Source organism: Erythrobacter oryzae (genome assembly GCF_030271515.1).
Taxonomy (GTDB): domain Bacteria; phylum Pseudomonadota; class Alphaproteobacteria; order Sphingomonadales; family Sphingomonadaceae; genus Erythrobacter; species Erythrobacter oryzae.
The window spans coordinates 91,432-111,341 of the sequence record NZ_JASCXI010000003.1 but is presented as its reverse complement, the minus strand read 5'-3'; the positions used below and the strand labels follow the sequence as shown (position 1 = coordinate 111,341).

The following is a 19,910-nucleotide window of genomic DNA, read 5'->3' as shown; positions in this document are numbered from 1 at the left end:
GTTTTGCTACTGCGCCAGCGCGAGCGATTGGCCTTTGCGCGATGGCTTGCTATGCCAATGTCGCAGAACAAACATTACGCGGCGAGGAACGATTAATGCGCGCGACCCCCGATTTCGACTTCCAGCTGGGCGAAGCCGCCGAGATGATCCGCGACACCACCGCGCGCTTCGCCGACGAGCAGATCGCCCCCCTCGCCGAGCGCACCGACCGCGAGGACCGTTTTCCGAGAGAGCTGTGGGAGCCGATGGGCGCGCTGGGCCTCCACGGCATCACGGTCGAGGAGGAATGGGGCGGGCTGGGGCTCGGCTATCTCGAGCATGTGATCGCGGTCGAGGAAGTCTCGCGGGCCAGCGCCAGCGTGGGCCTCAGCTACGGCGCGCATTCCAACCTCTGCCTCAACCAGATCCGCCGCTGGGGGGATGACGACCAGAAGGCGAAATATCTCCCCAAGCTCATCTCGGGCGAGCATGTCGGCAGCCTCGCCATGTCCGAGGCGGGCGCCGGGTCGGACGTGGTCTCGATGAAGCTGAAGGCCGACGCAGTGCAGGGCGGCTATGTCCTCAACGGCACCAAGTTCTGGATCACCAACGCGCCCGAGGCGGACACGCTGGTGGTCTATGCCAAGACCGACGGGCACGCCGGATCGCGCGGGATCACCGCCTTCCTGATCGAGAAGGGCGACGAGGGGTTCTCCATCGGCCAGAAGATCAGCAAGGTCGGCATGAAGGGCTCGCCCACCGCCGAGCTGGTGTTCAACGACTGCTTCGTCCCCGAAGACCGCATCATGGGCCCGCTGAACGGCGGGGTCGGCGTGCTGATGAGCGGGCTCGATTACGAGCGCGTGGTGCTTGCCGGGTTGCAGCTCGGGATCATGCAGGCGTGCCTCGACACGGTGATCCCCTACCTGCGCGAGCGCAAGCAGTTCGGAAAGCCGATCGGCAGCTTCCAACTGATGCAGGCCAAGGTCGCCGACATGTATGTCGCCCTGCAATCGGCGCGCGCCTACACCTATGCGGTGGCGAAGGCCTGCGACGCCGGGCAGACGACGCGCTTCGATGCGGCGGGGGTGATTTTGCTGGCCTCCGAGAACGCCTTCCGCGTCGCGGCCGAGAGCGTGCAGGCACTGGGCGGCGCGGGCTACACCACCGACTGGCCGGTGGAGCGCTACATGAGGGACGCGAAGCTGCTCGACATCGGCGCGGGGACCAACGAGATCCGCCGGATGCTGATCGGGCGGGAACTGATCGGGGCGGCGGGGTGATTCGTCCGGGCGTGTCCCTTGCGGTTCTGCGCGTCCTTGGCGGCGGGCTCGCCCTGTCGCTGATGGTCGGCGAGGGCATCCGCACATGGGGCACTGGGCGCCCCTGGCCATTCTGGTTCGACGATTACTGGACTGGCGGCCTGCTGCTGGCGGGCGCAATCCTGATGTCGCGACCGACCCCCCTGCGCAGCCATCTGTTCATCGCCGGATGGGCGGCGTGCCTCGGCATGCTGTTCGGCAGTTTCTTCGGCAAGATCTATGACCCGGGCAGCTCCAACCCCGGCAATTTCGACCTCGGCTTCCTCACCATCCTGATCTTCATGGCCTTCGCAACCGCCTTGGTCGGGCTCGTCTGGTCGTTGGTTGAAGTTGCCCGCAAGTAACGCCATCCCTCGACTTCACCCAGAAACGGAAAGAGCCACCGATGACCCCCGACGAAGATTACGTCTATGACGAGGCGAGCGGCGAGTGGCTGCCTGCGTCCGAACTCGCCGCCAAGCGCGCGGCGGAGGACGCTGTCGAGGTGCGCGATGCGGTCGGCAACATCCTTGCCGATGGCGATGCGGTGACGCTGATCAAGGATCTCGAGGTCAAGGGCGCAGGCCAGACGCTCAAGCAGGGCACCCTGATCAAGTCGATCCGCCTCACCGGCGACGCGCAGGAGATCGACTGCAAGTATCCCGGCATCAAGGGCCTGGTGCTCAGGGCCGAATTCGTCCGGAAGCGGTGATGCGGGAGGGTGCGTCCTTGCTGGTGCTGCGCGTCCTTGGCGGCGGGCTCGCCCTGTCGCTGATGATCGGCGAGGGCATTCGCACCTGGGGCACCGGGCGCCCCTGGCCGTTCTGGTTCGACGATTACTGGACCGGCGGCCTGCTGCTGGCGGGCGCAATCCTGATGGCGCGCCCGACGCCCCTGCGCAGCCACCTGTTCATCGCCGGATGGGCGGCCTGCCTCGGCATGCTGTTCGGCAGCTTCTTCGGCAAGGTCTATGATCCGGGCAGCTCCAACCCCGGCAACATCGACCTCGGATTTCTCACCATCCTGATCGGCATGGCCTTCGCGACGGCGCTCGTCGGCCTTGTCTGGTCGCTTCTGGAAGTGGCACGCAAATGACCGCCCCCACCCTCAATTCGAAACTCGACCGCGAGAGCCCCGAGGCCAAGGCGCGGTTCGCGCATAACCATGCGCTCGCGCAGGAGCTCCGCGCCCGGGTGGCCGAGGCCGCTTTGGGCGGGCCGGAGAAGCATCGCGAGCGGCATCTGTCGCGCGGGAAGCTGCTGCCGCGCGAGCGGGTGGAGCGGCTGCTCGATCCGGGTTCGCCCTTCCTCGAGGTCGGTCAGCTCGCGGCGAACGGGATGTACGAGGGCGACGTCAACGGCGCCTCGATCATCACCGGCGTGGGGCGCGTCTCGGGGCGGCAGTGCATGATCGTGTGCAATGACGCGACCGTGAAGGGCGGCACCTATTACCCGATGACGGTCAAGAAGCACTTGCGGGCGCAGGAGATTGCGCAGGAGAACCGCCTGCCGTGCATCTATCTGGTGGACTCGGGCGGCGCGAACCTGCCGCATCAGGCGGAGGTGTTTCCGGACCGCGACCACTTCGGGCGGATCTTCTTCAATCAGGCGAATATGTCCGCGCTGGGCATCCCGCAGATTGCCTGCGTCATGGGCTCGTGCACCGCGGGCGGTGCTTACGTGCCCGCCATGTCCGACGAGACCGTGATCGTGCGCAATCAGGGCACGATCTTCCTCGCCGGCCCGCCGCTGGTGAAGGCCGCTACGGGCGAGGAAATCAGCGCCGAGGATCTGGGCGGCGGCGATCTGCACGCGAAGAAATCGGGCGTGGTCGATCATCTCGCCGAGAACGACGAGCACGCGCTCACCATCGTGCGCGACATCGTCAGCCATCTCGGCGCGAACACCGGCGCGGCGAAGGACGTGGCGCTGAAAGACCCGCGCCCGCCCAAATACGACGCCGAAGACCTCTACGCCCTCATCCCCGAGGACGTGCGCGCGCCCTATGACGTGAAGGAAGTGATCGCGCGGCTGGTCGACGGCAGTGAGTTCCACGAATTCAAGGCGCATTACGGCAGCACCCTCGTCTGCGGCTTTGCCCATATCTGGGGAATGCCGGTCGCGATCCTCGCCAACAATGGGGTGCTGTTCTCCGAGAGCGCGCAGAAGGGCGCGCATTTCATCGAGCTCGCCTGCCAGCGCCGCATTCCGCTCTTGTTCCTCCAGAATATCAGCGGGTTCATGGTCGGCGGGAAATACGAGGCGGAAGGGATCGCCAAGCACGGCGCAAAGCTCGTCACCGCCGTGGCGACCGCGACCGTGCCCAAGGTCACCGTGGTGATCGGCGGCAGCTTCGGCGCGGGCAATTACGGCATGTGCGGCCGCGCCTACTCGCCGCGCTTCCTGTTCACCTGGCCCAATGCGCGCATCTCGGTGATGGGCGGCGAGCAGGCGGCCAGCGTCCTCGCCACCGTCCACCGCGACGCCGACAGCTGGACGCCCGAGCAGGCCGAGGCCTTCAAGCAGCCCATCCGCCAGAAATACGAGGACGAAGGCAACCCCTACTACGCCACCGCCCGCCTGTGGGACGACGGCGTGGTCGACCCGGTGCAGACCCGCGACGTGCTGGGGCTGGCGTTTGCGGCCTGTCTCGAAGCCCCCATCGCCGAGCGGCCCGCGTTTGGCGTGTTCCGGATGTAGGCGATGGATGCCGCCGCCTTCGCCCGGGCATGGATCGACGACTGGAACAGTCACGATATCGAACGCGTGCTTGCGCACTACGCCGAGGGCGCAGAGTTCCGGTCGCCCATCGCGAAGCAGCGCACCGGCGAAGGGGTGGTGCACGGACTCGAGGCGCTGCGGGCCTATTGGGCCCCCGCCTTCGCGCTGCGACCGGATCTTCGATTCACGCTGAAGCAGGCCTTTGCCGGGGATGGCGCGGTATCGATCAACTACGCCGACGAGCTGGGCCGCGATATCGTCGAGACACTGGTCTTGCGCGAAGACGGCAAGGCCATTCTGGGGATCGCCTGCTATCGAGGACTAAGCGAAGCGGACTGAAACCCTCCCCCGCCCTCTTGCGTAGCTAACCCAAGTTAGGCCACAAGGCTCTCAAGCCTTTTGGGAGAGGGCAGGGACATTGCCGCATATGCCGACCGCCGCCGCGCACGCCCGTGCGCCCTCGATCCTTTCGCGCATCGTGCGCCGGATCATCCTTGCGATCTGGTACATCCGCGGGTGGAAGGTCGAGAACCCGCTGCCCAAGCACCTGAAGAAATTCGTGCTCGCCGGCGCGCCGCATACCTCCAACTGGGACTTCGTGTTCTTCACCGGCGCCACCCATGAAGAGGGCATCCGCCCCAACTTCATGGGCAAGCACACGCTGTTCCAGGGGGTGATGCGCCGCTTCATGCTCGACATGGGGGGCATCCCCGTCGACCGCCGCAGCCGCCTCAACGCCACCGAGCAGGTCGCCGCCGAATTCGCCGCGCGTGACGAGCTGGCGCTGGTGATCGCCTGCGAGGGCACGCGCAAGACCGATGGCAAGTGGAAGTCGGGCTTCTACCACATCGCCCGCGCGGCGAATGTGCCGATCGTCCCCGCCTTTGCCGACAACGCGAAAAAGCGCATCAGCTTCGGCCCGCCGATGATCCCCACCGGCAACTACGGCGAAGACCTGCTCAAGATCGCCGAATGGTTCCGCTCCAAGCTGCCCGATTACGAGCGCTTCAAGGTGCTGGAACAGCAGGCGCGCGACATCATTGCGGGCAAGAACGATGTTTGAACTCCTCGCCGTCAACGCCGCGATCCTGATCGTGCTGGTGCTGATCCAGTGGGCGATTTCGGTCCGCATCAATGACGTCAGCTTCATCGACGCCTTCTGGGGGGCGGGCATGGGGCTGCTGGCGCTGGCGAGCTGGCTGCATGTGCGCGGCGGGCCGGGCGATCTCGCCACGCTGATCTTCGTGATGACCGCGCTATGGGGCTTCCGCCTCGGCATCTATCTCTTCCTGCGCTGGCGCAAGGAGGGCGAGGACAAGCGCTACAGGATGATCCTCAAGAAGGACCGCGAGGCAGGCCGCTTCGCGCAGGCGGCGCTCACCCGCGTGTGGCTGATGCAGGCGGTGCTGCTGTTCATGGTCTCGAGCCCCGCGCAGGTCGGCATTCTGGCGAGCCCCGAACCCTCACCCATCCCGCCGCTGGCATGGGCGGGGTTCGGCCTGTGGTGCATCGGCGTGTTCTTCGAATGGGTCGGCGACTGGCAGCTCACCCGCTTCAAGGCGGACCCGGCGAACCACGGCAAGGTGCTCGACACCGGGCTGTGGCGCTACACCCGCCACCCCAACTATTTCGGCGACTTCGCCGCGTGGTGGGGCATCTGGCTCGCCTGCGCCGCGGCCGGGTGGCAATATGCCGCCGCGACCGTGATCGGCCCGCTGTTCCTCAGCTTCACGCTGACGAAGTGGTCGGGCGTCACCCTGCTCGAAAAGGGCTTAGACAAGTCCAAGGGCGACAAATACGCGGACTACAAGCGCCGCACGTCCGCCTTCTTTCCCCTGCCGCCCAAGCCCTGACCTCTGCGACGAGCCGCCGCTGGGTAGTGCTGCGCCGCACAAAATTCGACGAGCGGCCCTTTAAGCCCGTGCAAAGCTGGCCTATGTTGGCTTCCGCGCGAGGAGGCGCAGACGACATGGCACTGACCGAAACCGCCCGGGAAGCGGAGCGCGAGCGGATCGCGCGCCATGTGCTCGACCTTGTGAAGGAGCGCGGGTCCGAGGTGCCCTGGACCGTCGCCATGGCCGAAAGCGGGCTGACCCGCGCGCGCTTCGAAGCGCTGTTTGCCGATTACGACGACCTGTTCGATGCGGTCGCGCAGACCTGGCTCGCCCCGCACATGGCGGTGATGGAGGAGGTGCTCGCCAGCAATCTCCCCCCGCAGCGCAAGATGTACGAATTCTTCCGCCGCCGCTTCGTGATCTCGCAGGGGCGTTTCCGCGAGGACCCGCACTTCTTCACCATCCTGTGCGAGATGGGCGCGGCCAATTTCGAGCGGGTGCGCTCCTATGTCGACCTTGCCGACCACTATCTGTGCGAGCTGATCGCCGAGGCGCAGGCCGAGGGTTTCTTCGCCGGACTGGAGATCGACGAGGCGCTGTCGCTGATCAACCAGATGATCTCGAATTACACCTTGCCCGACGCGCTGATCTATCTCGGCGACAGGCTGTCGGAGCAGAAGCTGGCGCGGATCGTGGATACGATGTTCATCGGCTTGTCGGGCGAGGCCGGGGCCGATGCGGCGGGGCTGAACACGCTCAAGGTAGCTTCCTGAGCCGTTTCACGGCGGGAAAGTCGGCGCTTTCCTACTTGCGGTGGGGGTGACAGGATCGCCCCATGACCTCAGCGATCCCTCCCCTTTCTGGCCCCTCCGGCAGGGCGCGCGGGGAGGGAGAGTTTTTCGCCCCTGGACAGTGTCTCATGTGTCTCCAACAGCGGCCCACCATGCGGCCGCGGGATCGGCGGGTCCCCGCGCGCTGCGGCGCTGGAGGCCGTCCATCAGCCCGCCCTCGGTCGCCATCGTGGCGGGCACGGTGCGGTTCCAGTCCATCACGTAGAGCCGCTCGGCGATCAGCCAGTGCCCCTCGCGCCGGACGAGCGTGTCGAGGTAGCGGCCGCCGACCGTCAGCTCGATCTCGCCTTGCGGAGAGGGGATGATGTGGAGCGCGACGCAGTTGGTCTCGGCCCGGGCGGTGTCGCCGGCGATGCGGATGACGGTGTTGGAGATGTTGTGCTGGGTGAGGCGCATGGTGCCGAGCCCCGCCATGAGGCCGGGGATGACCTCGGCGATGGGCCTTGCGCCGTCGCCATAGTCGATCAGGGCGTCGGAGGTGAAGGCGGCGGCGAGCTGCTCGCCATCGCAACGGTCGATCCCGCGGCAGTAGAGCGCGAGGGTCTCGGCAATGGCGAGCCGGTCGGCGAGTTCGGTGGTGTCCATGGCTGGCAAGCTACTCCCGCTCAGGCGGCGGCGGGACTGCCGAAAGCGTCAGCGGCGCTTGAACTGGAGGACGTTGGCGGGGAGCTTGCGCGGCGGCGGGCCGCGGCGACTGTCGGCAAGGGCATAGCGCAGGGAGAAGACGAACATCGCGGCCGAGGTTATGAGGATCACCCCCGCCCAGACCCAGTAGGGCAGCAGCAGCACCGCAGCGATCGCGCCGGTGTCCGAGAGCTGGGCCTGCCCGTCGATCACCACCTGCTCGGTGAGGAAGTAGCGCCACGCCCCGAACACACTCCACGCCGCGGTGAGGCCGAGGAACTGGAGGGTGAAGCGCTGGAAGCCTGCCGAGGCGCGCCATGCGACGAGGCCGAGCACGGCGGCGGCGATGGGCAGCGCCCACCAGCCGGTCGCCGAGCGGACCCAGATGATGGTGCTGGCGAGGATCGCGGCGACCATCGCCCACAGCGTCCAGCGCCAGCTGCGCGGGTGGGCGCTGGCGACGATCAGCGCGGAGCCGACGACGCTCGGCGCCAGCGGTCCGCCGATCGCGATCGCCGCCTGCACCAGCCGCGATGCCTCGCCGCGGACGAGGTACTCGGCATAGCCCGAGCCGTTGGGCAGCAGCACCAGCCGCTCGAACGACTGGCCGAGCAGGGCGGCGGTGAGGCCGTGGCCCATCTCGTGGAACCACGTCGTCAGGATGAAGAAGGGATAGGCGAGATAGGCACCGAAGGGCAGCAACGGCAGCAGCGAGACGACGAAGCCCGCCAGCACCAGCCGGCCGATCGCCTCGCCCTTGGAGCCGGGGGTGACGAGCGAGGACATCAGCCCGCCGCGTCGGGCGCGTGGCCCGCCGCATCGACGCGGATGCCGCCGCTGTCGCTCAATGCGGCTTCCTCGTCCTGCTCACGCTGTTCGCGCAGGATCGACCAGCTGGCGAGGAACAGCCCCGCCACCAGCGGCCCGAGCACGATGCCGGAGAAGCCGACGAGGCTGATGCCGCCCAGCGTGGTGATGAGGATGATCCAGTCGGGGATGCCGGTATCGCGGCCCACCAGAATGGGGCGCAGCACGTTGTCGGCCGAGGAGATGACGAAGAAGCCCACCGCCAGCACGAAGATCCCCTGCCAGGTCGCTCCGGTGACCAGCAGGTACAGCCCCGCCGGCAGCCACACTGCGCCCGCGCCGATCACCGGCACCAGCGCGAAGAACACCGTCACCACGCCGAACAGCAGCGCGGAAGGGACGCCCGCGATCACCAGCGTGATCCAGCTCAGCGCGCCCTGCACCAGCGCGACCACGCCGGTGCCCTTGATGGTCGCGCGTACGATGCCGAGGAAGCGCTCCGCCAGCCGGTCGGCGATGGCGCGCTCGACCGGGACGGCGCACAGCACCGTGCGCCCGATCCGCTCGCCGTCGCGCAGCAGGAAGAACATGACGTAGAGGCCCACGCCGAAGGACAGGAAGAACCCGAGCGCCCCGCTTCCGATCGAGACGGCCTGCGAGGCGATCATCCCGGCGCTCTGGGTGAGCAGTTCCTGAAGGCGCGACTGCACCATCTCGATGTCGGCCCAGCCGCTGCGGTCCACCGCCTCGCGCGCCACCTTCGGGAGGCTGGTGTAGACCGAGTCGAACAGCGCGGCGAGATCGATGGGGTTCTGCTGGAGGCTCGTCACCAGCACGATCGCCTGCCCGATCACCATCGAGGCGATCCACGCGGCCGGGATCAGGACGACGATGAAGATGATGAGGAGGCTCAGCCCCGCCGCCGGATTGCGCCGCCCGCGCAGGCGCCGCAGCACATAGCGGTAGAGCGGCTGGAACATGATAGCGGCCAGTGCCGCCCACAGCAGCGGCTGGGCGAAGGGATAGACGACCACCGCCATCAGCAGGCTGACCACCACGAGGATGGTCAGGAAGCTGGCTTGCTGCAGGTCCTCGGTGCGGTTCGGGTGGGCGGCCATGGGGTCCTTCAGGCTCTAGACGTCGAGGTTCGCCACGTTGAGAGCATTATCCTGGATGAACTCGCGGCGCGGCTCGACGATGTCGCCCATCAGGCGGGTGAAGATCTCGTCGGTCACGTCGGCATCCTCGACCTTGACCTGCAACAGCACGCGGGCGTCGGGATCGAGCGTGGTCTCCCACAATTGCTCCGCGTTCATTTCGCCCAGACCCTTGTAGCGGGCGATCGCAAGCCCCTTGCGGCCCGCGGCGAAGATCGCTTCGAGCAGCTGGGTCGGGCGGCTGATCGTGCCGTCGAAGGTGGCGGCGGGAGCGGGAGCGGCTTCCTCGGCCTCGCCGGCGAGCGGATCGTCGGCGGCGGGAGCGGCTTCGGGCTCGGGCTCTTCGGCCTCGACTCCGGCGCGCACCAGCTTGACCGGATCGGCATAGGCTTCGGCCTGCGCGGCGGCGAGGCCGTGCAGCTTGTGCGCTTCGGTCGAGGAGAGGAACCGCGCGTCGATCTCGTGCATGTCGGTGACGCCGCGCCACAGGCGCTCGAAGACCACGGTGCCGTCCTCGCGCTGGCTCGCCGACCAGCGCGCCTCGCGGTCGCCCGCGCCGAGGCGCCCGGCAGCCCGCGCCAGCGCGGCGGCGAGCGCATCGCCCGCCAGCCCCGGCTCTAGCGCGCCCACCAGCGCCATCTGCTCGACGATCCCGCTGTCATAGCGGCGGGGCACGAAGGCGAGGAGGTTCTTCAGCCGCAGCGCCCCGTCGACCAGCGTGCGCAGGTCTTCCGCGCCGCGCGTGCCGATGGAGGTCTCGAGCACCCGCCCGTGCAGCCCGGCATCGACCAGATAGCGGTCGAGCGCCGCTTGATCCTTGAGATAGACCTCCGAGCGGCCCTTCGACACCTTGAACAGCGGCGGCTGGGCGATGAACAGGTGCCCGGCCTTGATGATCTCGGGCATCTGCCGGTGGAAGAAGGTGAGCAGCAGTGTGCGGATATGCGCCCCGTCCACGTCCGCGTCGGTCATGATGACGATCTTGTGGTAGCGCAGCTTTTCGAGGTTGAACTCGTCGCGGATGCCGGTGCCCATCGCCTGAATGAGGGTCCCGACTTCCTTCGAAGAAATGATCCGGTCGAACCGCGCGCGCTCGACATTGAGGATCTTGCCCTTGAGCGGCAGGATCGCCTGCGTCTTGCGGTCACGCCCCTGCTTGGCGGAGCCGCCTGCGGAGTCCCCTTCCACGAGGAAAAGCTCGGACTTGGCGGGGTCACGCTCCTGACAGTCCGCGAGCTTTCCCGGCAACGAGGCGACGCTCATCGCGCCCTTGCGGCTCATCTCGCGCGCGCGGCGGGCGGCTTCGCGGGCAGCAGCGGCGTCGATGATCTTCTGGATGATGGCGCGCGCGTCGGCGGGGTTTTCCTCGAGCCACTCGCTCATCTTCTCGCCCATCAGCGCCTCGAGCGGCGAGCGGACTTCGGAAGAGACCAGCTTGTCCTTGGTCTGGCTGGAGAATTTGGGGTCGGGCAGTTTGACGCTGACGATGGCGGTCAGGCCCTCGCGCATATCCTCGCCCGAAAGGCTGACCTTCTCCTTCTTGAGCATCCCCGACCGCTCGGCATAATTGTTGAGCGTGCGGGTCAGCGCGGTACGGAAGGCCGAGAGGTGCGTGCCGCCGTCGCGCTGGGGGATGTTGTTGGTGAAGGCGAGGACGTTCTCGTAATAGGAATCGTTCCATTCGAGCGCGACGTCGATCCCGATCCCGTCCTTCTCGGCCGAGACCGCAATCGGCGCGGCGATCAGCGGCTGCTTGTTGCGGTCGAGATACTTCACGAAGGCCGCGATCCCGCCCTCGTAATAGAGATCGTGCTCGAGCTTCTCCTCGTGGCGCAGATCGCGCAGCTTGATGCGCACGCCGGAGTTGAGGAAGGCAAGCTCGCGGTAGCGGTGCTCGAGCTTCTCGAAATCGAATTCGGTGACGTTCTTGAAGGTCTCGTGGCTGGCCTTGAAGGTCACGCGGGTGCCCTTCTTGAAACCGCTGGGGTCGGCATTGCCGTCGACCTTGGGCGCATCGCCCTTCACTTCGAGCGGGGCGACAGCATCGCCATGCTCGAAGCGCATCCAGTGCTCCTTGCCCTCGCGCCAGATGGTGAGTTCGAGCCATTCCGACAGCGCGTTGACCACCGACACGCCCACGCCGTGGAGGCCGCCGGAAACCTTGTAGGCGTTGTCGTCCGAGGTGTTCTCGAACTTTCCGCCCGCGTGGAGCTGGGTCATGATGACCTCGGCTGCCGAGACGCCCTCTTCCGGGTGCATTCCGGTCGGGATGCCGCGGCCGTTGTCCTCGACCGAAACGCTGCCATCGGGGTTCAGTTCGATCAGCACGAGGTCGCAATGGCCCGCCAGCGCCTCGTCGATGGCGTTGTCCGAGACCTCGAACACCATGTGGTGCAGGCCGCTGCCATCATCGGTATCGCCGATATACATGCCGGGGCGCTTGCGGACCGCGTCCAGGCCCTTCAGAACCTTGATGGAATCCGCGCCATATTCGTTGGCGTTGGGCAGCTTTGCGGGGGGCGTATTGGTGTTGTCGTCCATGGCCCACCATATAGGGGCTGGGACGCGGAAACCCAACTGCGGGAGGCCCCGTGGCAGCGCTTTTCCACGGGAGTCGGAGAGGGGTCGACTGGCAGCTCAGAAGGCGGGGCGGAAATGCACCTTGCCTTGCCACATTGTGCCGTCGAACATGGCCATCATGCCGTCGCGGCTATAGGCATCGAACTGGGTTTCGTGGCACTGCGCGGCCTTGGTCGCGGCGGCGAGATCGGCGGGCGTGTAGGCGATCGTCTGGTTGAGCAGCGCCGGATCGGTGGTCGCCCAGTTCGAAAATTGCGGCAGCGGCGGGAGGGTGCCGGTGGGGATGCCGACATGGAGCAGCCGCGCGCGGATGTCCGGCTCCAGCGCCTGCACCGCCTGCACCGTCAGCGCGCTCACCATGCGGTGGTCGGCGTGGCCATAGCCCCCGTCGGGCCCCCAAGTCAGCACCAGCCCGGGCATCAGCGCGAGGTATTCGTCCGTCAGGCGTTCGAGGAAGCGGTTTGCGGGCGATTCCGGCTCCTGCGGGGTGGCGGCAAGCGTCCCGTCGCCCACCCCTTCGGCAAAGCGCGCTTTGGCCCCCAGCGCCTCGGCCGAGCAGACCGCCTCGCGCCGCCGCACCGCGCCCAGCTCTGCCCCCTTGGCGAGCGACGTGACCCCGGGGCCCTGATCGCCGATGGTGGCGAACAGGATCGTAACGGCACGCCCCTCGCGCGCCAATGCGGCGATGGCGGGGGCCATGAACAGCTCGTCATCGGGATGCGCGACCACCACCAGCACGTCCGGCCGCTCGGGCTCGGGTTTGGCGGCAGCGGGGCTCGCGGCCAGTGCGGCGAGCGCGGCGGCGGCGACGGCGGCGGTGGTGCGGATCATGTCTCTCTCCCTCGGCCCGCTTCCTGCCACTTGTGCAAGGCGCTTTGCAATTCCTTGCGCCCGCCCGCCCGCCGATTATGCATGGCGCCATGAGCCAAGAGACGATGATGAACCGCCTTGCCGAGCCCTACGGCAGCTTCCCCGAGATCCTGATGGAATGGAGCCGCCTCAAGGGCGACGACCTCGCGCTGGTGGACGAGCGGCGCGAGGTCTATTGGGCCGAGCTGGTCGGGCTGGTCGAGCGGCTGGCGGCGCGGCTGGTGGAGACGGGGCTCCAGCGCGGGCAGGCGGTGGCGATCCTCGGCACGTCGAGCGTCGAATATGCGCTGGTGTTTCTGGCGGCGGTGCGCGCCGGGGGCGTTGCCGCGCCGCTCACCACCAGTGCGAGCCGCGAGCAGCTTGAGGGGATGGCGACAGATTCGGGTGCGATCCACCTGTTCATCGATGCGGGCAAGGCCGCCGAGCTGGGGCCGGACTTCATGGCCCACCTCCAGCGCGTTCCGCTCGAGAGCATCGACCAGTGGATGGCCCCTCCCGGAGCCCGCGCGCCGGAATTCGTGCCCGAGCCCAAGGACCCGTTCAACATCATCTACTCCAGCGGCACGACCGGCATCCCCAAGGGCATCGTCCATTCGCACCGGATGCGCTGGCGGCAGTTTGCCCCCACCGCGCTCTCGGTGCTCGGCGCGGGGATCGACGTGCGTTCGCTCGCCTCAACCCCGCTCTATTCGAACACCACGATGGTCGCCTTCCTGCCGGTGCTGCTGGCGGGCGGGACCGCGCGGGTGATGGCGAAGTTCGATTGCGGCAAGTGGCTGGCGCACGTGCAGGCCGACCGCACGACCCTCACCATGCTGGTGCCGGTGCAATACCAGCGGCTGATGGATTTCGCGGGCTTCGACGGCTTCGACCTGTCGAGCCTCAGGCTCAAATACTGCACCTCGGCGCCCTTCTCTGCCGAGTTGAAGCGCGAGGTGCTGCGGCGGATGCCGGGCGGGCTGATCGAGATCTACTCGATGACCGAAGGCGGCGTCGTTTGCCTGCTCCCCTGCCACGAATTCCCCGACAAGCTCCACACGGTGGGCCGCCCGGCCCCCGGGAGCGAGCTGAAGGTGCTCGATGACGAGGACCGCGAAGTCCCGCCGGGCACCCCCGGCAATCTCGTCGGCCGCAGCCTCACCATGATGAGCGGCTACCAGAACCAGCCCGAGAAGACCCGCGAGGGCTACTGGATCGATCCCGAGAACGGCGATGTGTGGCAGCGCATGGGCGATATCGGCCGCGTCGATGCCGAAGGCTTCGTCGAGCTGGTCGGCCGCGCCAAGGACATGATCATTTCGGGCGGGTTCAACATCTACCCCTCCGATCTCGAGGCCGAGCTGGCGAAGGAGCCGGGTGTGGTCGAGGCCGCGGTGGTCGGCGTCCCCTCGCGCGCCTGGGGCGAGACGCCAGTGGGCTTCGTGGTGCTGAAGGATGGCGCGGGCGACACGGCGGCGATCATGGCGGCGGTCAATGCGCGGCTCGGCAAGACCCAGCGGCTCGCGGCCCTTCACGCCATCGCCGAAATGCCCCGGAGCCATATCGGCAAGCTCTTGAAGACCGAGCTGCGCGAGGAGGCCGCACGCCTCGGCGGCATCGACTAGAAACAGCTCGGCCCGGCTCCTCGGGGTGAGGGGCCGGGCCGGTTGATAGGCTTGCGTCTGCTGGGGCGCTTACACGATAAACGTGTTGAACGCGGTGCCGCTGAGAGCAACGGCGAGCAGCAGGGCGACGGCCTTTTCGCTGATCATGGTCATGGTTCTGGTTTCCCTGTTTTGTTGTGGTTGGGGGTGGCCCGGACGATCAGGGGGGGGAGAGGGAGCGTCCGGGCCGAGCACGATATAGACAACGGCGCGCAACTTTCAATCTTAAGAGTGACTGAAAATAATTCATCACCGCAATCGAAAAAGGCAATCATCCCGGGCGCGGGGCGGGGCCGCGGGGAGGGCAGCTCGAGACGCGGCCACCAGTTCAGGGGGGGGGAGTGCGGTGGCCGCGTCTCTTTCGCTGCGTGCCCGGCGCTGGGCCGGGCAGTGACCGGCGGGGAGGGCTCAGCAGGGGGAGAGCTGGCCAGTCCCTTCCGGTCGGCAGGCGGGCGGGGGGAACCGTTTTCGGCCCCCTCGTCGCCGGGCGATGCGTCCGGATCGGATCAGCGCTTGGATGGAGAGGAGGCCACGCGCCGCATCGCTCGAAGGGCCAAGTGGGGTTGGCCCCGCTCTATTTCAAATGAGAAAACCCCAAGGCCAGTTGCGCCAAATGCAACATATTAAGGTGCATGTCACGCAAACGGCCGCCGGATCGCTCCGACGGCCGCCTGTGATTTCAGAGGCTTGCGCCCGCTCAGTTGGCGGCGACTTCACGCCCGCTGCGCTGCTGCAGCGCGGCAACGCGCTCGACTTCGGCGAGCGCGGCGATGCGCGCATCGGCGATGCACTTGCTGTCGACCGCGCTGCGGGTGTGGGTGTAGCGCGCCGCGGCCGGGGCAGCGCAGGCCTTCTTCAGGCGCGCGTCGATCCGCGCTTCAAGCGCGGCGCGGCCTTCGGCGGTGGTCACGTCGACATCGCCGTAGCCGATCTTGACGGTCACGACCTTTTCGGCCGCGGCAGGAGCGGCGAGCGCGACGAGGGCGAGCAGGGGAAGAGTGAAACGCATGGGATGACCTTCCGAAAAAATGAGAGAGGGTTTCGGGACTTGCGATGCCGCTGTCCGGCATTCGGTTGCTATTCGAAACTCTGGTGCAGTGCACAAGAGTGATGTGCAAATGCGAAATGCGCGAAATTGGTTCCAAAGATTGCAACCGGATTCGGACGGATTTCCGGGAACCGTCTGAATTCGCGCGGCAGTTTTCGTGCTGCACCGCAAAATCACTGAGCCAGCGCGCGGGGCGCTGGACAGCGCGGGCCGCGCTCCTTAATCCGCCGCCATGAGCGCGCACACCCTTGGCGGCGAGTCCGCCGTCTCCGATTCCATCCTGATCGTCGATTTCGGCTCGCAGGTGACCCAGCTGATCGCCCGCCGGGTGCGCGAGGCGGGGGTCTATTCCGAGATCGCCCCCTTCACCCAGGCCGAGGCCGCGTTCCGGCGGATGAAGCCCAAGGGCATCATCCTCTCGGGCTCGCCCGCCAGCGTCCCCGAGGATGGCTCCCCCCGCGCCCCGCAGGCGCTGTTCGAGGCGGGCGTGCCGATCCTCGGCATCTGCTATGGCCAGCAGGTGATGACCCACCAGTTGGGCGGCGAGGTCAAGCCGGGGCACGAAACGGGCGAGGGCGGCGAGTTCGGCCGCGCCTTCCTCACCGTCACTGCCGAATGCGCGCTGTTCAACGGCCTGTGGGAAGTGGGCGAGCGGCACCAGGTGTGGATGAGCCACGGCGACAAGGTCACCGCCTTTGCCCCCGGCTTCGAGATCGTCGCCACCTCCGACGGCGCGCCCTTCGCGGTGATCGCGGACGAGGCGCGCCGCTTCTACGGCACCCAGTTCCACCCCGAGGTGGTCCACACCCCCGACGGCGCGCGCCTGATCGCCAACTTCGTCCGCCACGTCTGCGGCCTCAAGGGCGACTGGACGATGGCCGAGTTCCGCCAGACCAAGATCGCCGAAATCCGCGCGCAGGTGGGCGACAAGCGGGTCATCTGCGGGCTTTCGGGCGGGGTGGACTCCGCCGTTGCCGCGGTGCTGATCCACGAGGCGATCGGCGACCAACTCACCTGCGTCTTCGTCGACCACGGCCTCATGCGCATGAACGAGGCCGAGCAGGTCGTGACCCTGTTCCGCGACCACTACAACATCCCGCTGGTGCACGTGGAGGCCGAGGCGCTGTTCCTCGGCGGGCTCGCCGGCCTCACCGACCCCGAGGCCAAGCGCAAGTTCATCGGCAAGACCTTCATCGACGTGTTCGAGGCCGAGGCGAAGAAGGTCGGCGGGGCGGATTTCCTTGCGCAGGGCACGCTCTATCCGGACGTCATCGAAAGCGTCAGCTTCACCGGCGGGCCGAGCGTCACGATCAAGAGCCACCACAATGTCGGCGGCCTGCCCGAGCGGATGAACATGGCGCTGGTCGAGCCCTTGCGCGAATTGTTCAAGGACGAGGTCCGCGATCTCGGGCGCGAGCTCGGCCTGCCCGACGCCTTCGTCGGCCGCCACCCCTTCCCCGGCCCGGGCCTCGCGATCCGCATCCCCGGCGAGGTCACCAAGGAGCGCTGCGACATCCTGAGGAAGGCCGACGCGGTCTACCTCGAGGAAATCCGCAACGCCGGGCTCTACGACGCGATCTGGCAGGCCTTCGCGGTGCTGCTGCCGGTCAAGACCGTGGGCGTGATGGGCGACGGGCGCACTTACGATTCGGTCTGTGCCTTGCGCGCGGTGACCTCGACCGACGGGATGACCGCCGACGTCTTCCCCTTCGACGCCGGCTTCCTGACCCGCGTCGCGACCCGCATCGTCAACGAGGTGAAGGGCATCAACCGGGTGGTCTACGACTATACGTCGAAGCCACCGGGGACGATCGAGTGGGAGTGATCCCGCGCATTGCGCCGGAGCGCCGATGCCCACGATAATGACCCATGCTGTCGTGCCGCTCGCCTTCGCGGCTGCGGCCGGTCGGGGCACGATCAGCCCGAAACTGGCAGCTGCGGGAGCGGTTCTGGCCATGCTCCCCGATGCGGATGTGATCGGCTTCCGCCTCGGCATCGACTATGCGGATACCTGGGGCCACCGCGGCGCGACCCATGCGCTCGCCTTTTCCTTGCTGGTCGCCGGTGTGATTGCCGCCATCTGGCGCGAAGCGCGCTCGATCGGTGCCTATGCGTTTCTGGCAGTCGCGATGGCGAGCCACGGCTTGCTGGATGCGCTGACCAACGGCGGCCTCGGCCCGGCGCTGTTCTGGCCGTTCAGCGATGCGCGGGTCTTCGCCCCGGTTACGCCCATCCGCGTGTCGCCCATCGGGGCAGGCTTCTTCTCGGCACGCGGCGCGGCGACGATGGCGTCGGAAGCGGTTCTGGTCTGGCTTCCCTGTTTCGCCTTGGCCGTGGCGGGATGGCTGATCCGGAATCGCAGCCGTTCAGCCTTGATCGGGTGATTGCTCCAACGCCCCCTTCCGCGCCGCATCCAAATCGCATATCGCCTCGCCTATGCGGTCGCATCGTTTCCTCCCCCTCGCAGCTTTCGTGACCCTCGCCCTCGCCGCCTGTGCCGGGCCCGAGGCGGAGGCGCCCGGCGCCGATGCCACCGCCTCGCCCGCGCCGGTCACCGAGAGCGCGTGGACCCTCGATCCGGCCGCCTCGCGCCTCGCCTATGTCTCGATCAAGGCGGGCGAGGTGGCCGAAAACAACCGTTTCGACACGCTCTCGGGCAGCGTCGCGGCGGACGGCACCGCCAGCCTCACCATCGACCTCGCCTCGGTCAACACCGGGGTCGAAATCCGTGACGAGCGGATGCGCGAGGTGTTCTTCGCGGTCGCCGACAATCCGGCCGCGACGGTTACCGCCAAGCTCGATCCGGCGCGCTTTGCGGGCCTTGCGGTCGGTCAGTCGGTGTTCCGGCCGCTGAAGGCCGAGGTCACGGTCAAGGGCGTCTCGGCCGAGGTCGAGACCGAGGTGCTGGTCACCCGTGTCGCCGAGGACCGCATCACCGTAGTGCCGACCGCGCCGGTGATCGTCTCGACCGACATGTTCGGCCTGACCGACGAGCTTGGCGAATTGCGCGCGCTGGCGCAGCTGCCCTCGATCACGCCCGCGGTGCCGGTCACCTTCACCCTCGCCTTCACCCGCGGCTGAGGCGTTTTCGCTCCGTTTCGAAGGCTTTGCGCTGGATCAAGGCGCCCGCGCCCGGCCTGCTGCATCGATGCCAATGCCGGGCGGAGGGCGAGGCGCACAGATCCCACCGCATCCCCGCCGCCCGGTTCCTCCCGAAAATTCGTGGCAACGTGACGCTACGGCGCGCGGCGCGCGCGCCGGGCCCTCGCAAAAGCGGGCTTGAAAGCGCCCGCCAAGTCGGCTTGTCTCGCCTGCAACACGGCCCCCGGAAGGGCCCCAGACGGGAGAGACACGCCATGAAGACCGCGATCACCGAAATGTTCGGCATCGAGCACCCCATCATCCAGGGCGGCATGCACTATGTCGGGTTCGCCGAGATGGCCGCCGCGGTGTCGAACGCCGGGGGCCTCGGGATCATCACCGGCCTCACGCAGGGCACGCCCGAGAAGCTCGCGAACGAGATCGCGCGCTGCAAGGACATGACCGACAAGCCCTTCGGCGTGAACCTGACGATCCTCCCGACCCTGACCCCGCCCGACTATCCGGGCCTCGTCAAGGCGATCATCGAAGGCGGCGTGAAGGTGGTCGAGACCGCGGGGCGCAACCCGGTCGATCTGCTCCCGCCCCTGAAGGACGCCGGGATCAAGGTGATCCACAAGTGCACCTCGGTGCGCCACTCGCTGAAGGCGCAGGACATCGGCTGCGATGCGGTGAGCGTCGACGGGTTCGAATGCGGCGGCCACCCGGGCGAGGACGACGTGCCCAACTTCATCCTCCTGCCCCGTGCGGCAGACGAGCTGGAAATTCCCTTTGTCTCCTCCGGCGGGATGGCCGACGGGCGCTCGCTGGTCGCCAGCCTCGCAATGGGCGCGCAGGGGATGAACATGGGCACCCGCTTCATCGCCACCAAGGAAGCCCCGGTGCACGAGAACGTGAAGCAGGCGATCCTCGCCGCGAGCGAACTCGACACCCGGCTCGTGATGCGCCCCCTGCGCAACACCGAACGCGTGCTCAACAACGCCGCGGTCGAACGCCTGATCGAGAAGGAGAAGGCACTCGGCGATGCGATCACCTTCCAGGACATCGTCGCGGAAGTGGCGGGGGTCTATCCCTCGATCATGATGGAAGGCGAGATGGACAAGGGCGCGTGGAGCTGCGGGATGGTCGCAGGGCTCATCCACGACATCCCGACCTGCAAGGAGCTGATCGACCGCATCATGCTCCAGGCCGAGGAGATCATCGCCCGGATGCAGGCGATGGCCCGCGCCTGATTCCCGCGCCGACCCGTTCACTGCCAGCGCCCACCGGCGCCGACTAGGTAGTCGCCCGCATTCTCGCGGGGGCCGCTCTGCGTCACCTTGTAAAAGTGCGACAGGCCGATTCTGGAGGGGGTCGGCCCCCGCACGCGAGGCTGTGTGTCTCCGGGTGGCAACGG

General features: G+C 67.5%; 21 protein-coding genes. 14 read left to right on the top strand and 7 right to left on the bottom strand.

Going from position 1 to position 19,910, the window contains the following annotated elements; genetic code table 11:
- Positions 1-95: 95 nt before the first annotated feature.
- The 9 genes from PFX90_RS09380 to PFX90_RS09340 all read left to right on the top strand — a co-directional run bounded on the left by PFX90_RS09380 (position 96) and on the right by PFX90_RS09340 (position 6,608).
- Complete coding sequence (locus PFX90_RS09380) at positions 96-1,262, top strand: isovaleryl-CoA dehydrogenase (protein WP_285712170.1); 1,167 nt, start codon at positions 96-98, stop codon at positions 1,260-1,262.
- A gap of 11 nt (positions 1,263-1,273) precedes the next feature.
- On the top strand, positions 1,274-1,645 hold the full coding sequence (locus tag PFX90_RS09375; protein WP_285712169.1) for a hypothetical protein: 372 nt from the start codon (positions 1,274-1,276) through the stop codon (positions 1,643-1,645).
- Positions 1,646-1,686: 41 nt separating this feature from the next.
- Positions 1,687-1,992: an alkylphosphonate utilization protein gene (locus tag PFX90_RS09370; protein WP_285712168.1), complete on the top strand. Its 306-nt coding sequence runs from the start codon at positions 1,687-1,689 to the stop codon at positions 1,990-1,992.
- The gene (locus tag PFX90_RS09365; protein WP_285712167.1) at positions 1,992-2,375 is read left to right on the top strand and encodes a hypothetical protein; all 384 of its coding nucleotides are present in this window, start codon (positions 1,992-1,994) and stop codon (positions 2,373-2,375) included. The genes PFX90_RS09370 and PFX90_RS09365 overlap by 1 nt, the downstream gene beginning before the upstream one ends.
- Entirely contained in the window at positions 2,372-3,979 is a 1,608-nt protein-coding gene (locus tag PFX90_RS09360; RefSeq protein ID WP_285712166.1) for a carboxyl transferase domain-containing protein, read from the top strand. Before PFX90_RS09365 ends, PFX90_RS09360 begins: the two co-directional genes overlap by 4 nt.
- Positions 3,980-3,982: 3 nt before the next feature.
- The gene (locus PFX90_RS09355) at positions 3,983-4,339 is read left to right on the top strand and encodes a nuclear transport factor 2 family protein (protein ID WP_285712165.1); all 357 of its coding nucleotides are present in this window, start codon (positions 3,983-3,985) and stop codon (positions 4,337-4,339) included.
- Between the two features lie 88 nt (positions 4,340-4,427).
- Positions 4,428-5,063, top strand: coding sequence for a 1-acyl-sn-glycerol-3-phosphate acyltransferase (locus PFX90_RS09350; RefSeq protein ID WP_285712164.1), 636 nt, complete (start codon positions 4,428-4,430; stop codon positions 5,061-5,063).
- On the top strand, positions 5,056-5,853 hold the full coding sequence (locus tag PFX90_RS09345; protein ID WP_285712163.1) for a DUF1295 domain-containing protein: 798 nt from the start codon (positions 5,056-5,058) through the stop codon (positions 5,851-5,853). Before PFX90_RS09350 ends, PFX90_RS09345 begins: the two co-directional genes overlap by 8 nt.
- Before the next feature lie 116 nt (positions 5,854-5,969).
- Complete coding sequence (locus tag PFX90_RS09340; RefSeq protein ID WP_285712162.1) at positions 5,970-6,608, top strand: hypothetical protein; 639 nt, start codon at positions 5,970-5,972, stop codon at positions 6,606-6,608.
- A 144-nt stretch (positions 6,609-6,752) separates the two neighbouring features.
- On the opposite strand, the gene PFX90_RS09335 is transcribed toward PFX90_RS09340, so the two are convergent.
- The 5 genes from PFX90_RS09335 to PFX90_RS09315 all read right to left on the bottom strand — a co-directional run bounded on the left by PFX90_RS09335 (position 6,753) and on the right by PFX90_RS09315 (position 12,685).
- A complete protein-coding gene (locus PFX90_RS09335) occupies positions 6,753-7,271 on the bottom strand; it encodes a nuclear transport factor 2 family protein (RefSeq protein ID WP_285712161.1) in 519 nt (172 codons plus the stop codon).
- Positions 7,272-7,319: 48 nt separating this feature from the next.
- Positions 7,320-8,096 carry a M50 family metallopeptidase gene (locus PFX90_RS09330; protein ID WP_285712160.1) on the bottom strand — a complete coding sequence of 259 codons (777 nt, stop codon included), beginning with the start codon at positions 8,094-8,096 and terminating at the stop codon, positions 7,320-7,322.
- The gene (locus PFX90_RS09325; protein WP_285712159.1) at positions 8,096-9,235 is read right to left on the bottom strand and encodes an AI-2E family transporter; all 1,140 of its coding nucleotides are present in this window, start codon (positions 9,233-9,235) and stop codon (positions 8,096-8,098) included. The genes PFX90_RS09330 and PFX90_RS09325 overlap by 1 nt, the downstream gene beginning before the upstream one ends.
- A gap of 15 nt (positions 9,236-9,250) precedes the next feature.
- Positions 9,251-11,815: a DNA topoisomerase (ATP-hydrolyzing) subunit B gene (gene gyrB / locus PFX90_RS09320; RefSeq protein ID WP_285712158.1), complete on the bottom strand. Its 2,565-nt coding sequence runs from the start codon at positions 11,813-11,815 to the stop codon at positions 9,251-9,253.
- Between the two features lie 96 nt (positions 11,816-11,911).
- Positions 11,912-12,685, bottom strand: a complete 774-nt coding sequence (locus tag PFX90_RS09315) for a PIG-L family deacetylase (RefSeq protein ID WP_285712157.1) — start codon at positions 12,683-12,685, stop codon at positions 11,912-11,914.
- Between the two features lie 89 nt (positions 12,686-12,774).
- On the opposite strand from PFX90_RS09315, the gene PFX90_RS09310 reads away from it, so the two are divergent.
- Positions 12,775-14,328, top strand: a complete 1,554-nt coding sequence (locus PFX90_RS09310; protein WP_285712156.1) for a class I adenylate-forming enzyme family protein — start codon at positions 12,775-12,777, stop codon at positions 14,326-14,328.
- 69 nt (positions 14,329-14,397) lie between these two features.
- Here the strand turns inward: PFX90_RS09310 and PFX90_RS09305 are convergent, their stop codons facing one another.
- Together PFX90_RS09305 and PFX90_RS09300 are read right to left on the bottom strand one after the other, a co-directional pair.
- Positions 14,398-14,583 carry a hypothetical protein gene (locus tag PFX90_RS09305; RefSeq protein ID WP_285712155.1) on the bottom strand — a complete coding sequence of 62 codons (186 nt, stop codon included), beginning with the start codon at positions 14,581-14,583 and terminating at the stop codon, positions 14,398-14,400.
- Between the two features lie 481 nt (positions 14,584-15,064).
- A complete protein-coding gene (locus PFX90_RS09300) occupies positions 15,065-15,376 on the bottom strand; it encodes a UrcA family protein (protein ID WP_285712154.1) in 312 nt (103 codons plus the stop codon).
- A gap of 271 nt (positions 15,377-15,647) precedes the next feature.
- Here PFX90_RS09300 and guaA point away from each other — a divergent pair, with 271 nt between their 5' ends.
- The 4 genes from guaA (at position 15,648) to PFX90_RS09280 (ending at position 19,746) form a co-directional block, all read left to right on the top strand.
- Complete coding sequence (gene guaA, locus PFX90_RS09295; protein WP_285712153.1) at positions 15,648-17,240, top strand: glutamine-hydrolyzing GMP synthase; 1,593 nt, start codon at positions 15,648-15,650, stop codon at positions 17,238-17,240.
- A gap of 37 nt (positions 17,241-17,277) precedes the next feature.
- Positions 17,278-17,799, top strand: a complete 522-nt coding sequence (locus tag PFX90_RS09290; protein WP_285712152.1) for a metal-dependent hydrolase — start codon at positions 17,278-17,280, stop codon at positions 17,797-17,799.
- 52 nt (positions 17,800-17,851) lie between these two features.
- Entirely contained in the window at positions 17,852-18,496 is a 645-nt protein-coding gene (locus PFX90_RS09285) for a YceI family protein (protein WP_285712151.1), read from the top strand.
- A gap of 275 nt (positions 18,497-18,771) precedes the next feature.
- Complete coding sequence (locus PFX90_RS09280; RefSeq protein WP_285712150.1) at positions 18,772-19,746, top strand: NAD(P)H-dependent flavin oxidoreductase; 975 nt, start codon at positions 18,772-18,774, stop codon at positions 19,744-19,746.
- The last annotated feature ends 164 nt before the right edge of the window (positions 19,747-19,910 follow it).